Below are 2293 nucleotides of genomic sequence, written 5' to 3'. Positions count from 1 at the left end.
CCTCGTCGCCGACCTCGACGACGACGCCTCGCCTGCCGAGCAGCGGCCCGTTCGCGCCGGGCAGGAGCTGGCGCTCCGGCTCGAGGTGGGACCGCGACGACAGACCGAGTGGCGCTTCGGACACTCCACGACCGACGCCGTACGCCCTCCGCTGCGGCTGCGCCCGGTGACGCGGGGGCGCCGCGGCAGCTGGGTCAAGACCGGCGTGGGGTGGCGCGACCTCGTGGTTGCCGACCCGCGGGACGGACGGTTCGTCCCCGAGCACCTCGACGTGCTGCGCGCGATCCACGGCACCCACCGCGCGCGGTTCTCCTACGGCTTCGGCTCCGAGGACACGCTGGCGCTCGCCGGACTCGGGGCGTCGCTGTGGCGCCTGCTGCGCGAGGCCACCGAGGTCGGTCTCCCGCTGGTCGCCTCCGGGTTCGCCGACGTACGCCTCGCGTCCCAGCCTGCACGACTGACGATGGACGCCCACGCCGACGGGGCCGGCGGGGCCGTCCTCGCCGTCGGTGCCGAGGTGGGTGGTCTGTGGGTGCCCGCCGAGGACGTGACGCTGCTCGGGTCCCCGGAGCACGGCGCTGCGCTGTGGGAGGGGACCGGTGAGGACGCCACGGTGGTCCTCGCACCGCTCGACCGCGCACCGACGCCCGCGGTCAAGGAGCTCTTCGCGACCGGCCGGCAGGTCGTGGTGCCGCGCGACGGCATGGACGACCTCCTCCACACCTACCTCCCTCGCGTCCGGCGGCTGGTCGACGTGACCTCCCGCGACGACTCGGTCGCGGTCCCCGAGCCCCCCGCGCCGCACCTCGTCCTCGCGCTCACCTGGACGGGCGGCCACGAGGCGCACCTGTCGTGGTCGTGGCACTACCGCAACCCGACGACCGGGCAGACCGTCCGGGTCTTCGCGCTCGACGAGGAGCCCGCCCCGTACGGCATGCGCGACCCCGACCTCGAGCGCGTCGCCCTCGACCGGCTCGTCCTCGACGAGGACGCGGCGACGTTGCTGCTGCGCGCCGGCGCCGCCTGCCCCACGCCCTACCCTCAGCTCGTCCTCCGCGAGATGGACGCCGTCCGGTTCGCGCAGGACGTGCTGCCCGGCCTGCGCAGCAACCCCGCGTTCGAGATCCAGGCCGACGGCCACCAGCCCGAGTTCCGGGAGGTCCTGGGCAAGCCCGAGATCCAGTTCACCACCGCCCCGGCACCCTCGGGCCGCACCGACTGGCTCGATCTCGAGGTCGCCGTCACGATCGGTGGCCGACAGGTGGGCCTCGCGACGGTGATCGAGGCGATCGCCACCGGTCAGGACAAGATCCTGCTGCACCAGACCGAGCGCAAGGGCACCTACCTGTACGTCAGCGTCGACCATCCCGAGCTCGACGCGCTCGCCCGGATGATCGAGGACGCGCGCGCGATGAGCGACCGACGGCGTGACGCCGCGACGATGAGCGTCGCCACGCAGGCCTTCGACCTGTGGGACGAGCTGGACGAGATCGGGGTCGTCGACGTGCAGGCCGCGCGCTGGGTCGCGATGGCGCGCCGCCTCGTGGGTTCCGAGGGTGTCCCCGACGTCGCGGCGCCGACGGGCCTCAAGGCGACGCTCCGCCCCTACCAGCAGCACGGGTTCTCCTGGCTCGCGTTCCTCGCCGAGCACGAGCTCGGCGGGATCCTGGCCGACGACATGGGCCTCGGCAAGACCCTGCAGACGCTCGCCCTGATCACGCACCGCCGCGAGGTCGACCCCCAGGCGCCTCCGTTCCTCGTCGTCGCGCCGACCAGCGTCGTCGGCACCTGGGCCAACGAGGCCGCGGCGTTCGCGCCCGACCTCGTCGTCCGTACCGTCGGCGAGTCCACCGCTCGCCGCAAGGAGTCGCTGCGCGAGGTCGCCGAAGGGGCCGACGTCGTCGTCACGTCCTACACGCTGCTGCGCCTCGAGGCCGACGACTACGCCGCCCTCGACTGGGCGGGGCGCATCCTCGACGAGGCGCAGGCGGTCAAGAACCACCGGGGCAAGACCTACCAGGCCGTCCGCCGCGTCGACGCCCCGTTCTCGCTCGCCATCACCGGCACTCCCGTCGAGAACGACCTCATGGAGCTGTGGTCGCTGCTGTCGCTGACCGCGCCCGGGCTCTTCCCCCATCCCACGCAGTTCGCGAAGGACGTCGCCAACCCCATCGAGAAGGGTGGCGACGGTGAGCTGCTGGCGCTGCTGCGCCGGCGCATCCGCCCGATCCTGATGCGGCGCACCAAGGACCTCGTCGCGGCCGACCTCCCGCCCAAGCAGGAGCAGGTCCTC

1 protein-coding gene is annotated in these 2293 nt (G+C 73.5%); it reads left to right on the top strand.

The genetic code is table 11. The annotated features are described in order from the left end of the window. The coding region (locus PV363_RS17395; protein WP_301023032.1) for an SNF2-related protein at nt 1-2293 on the top strand (2293 nt) is incomplete at both ends.

The organism is Mumia sp., from assembly GCF_028803055.1.
Classification (GTDB): Bacteria; Actinomycetota; Actinomycetes; order Propionibacteriales; family Nocardioidaceae; genus Mumia.
This window is presented reverse-complemented; position numbering and strand designations above follow the sequence as displayed.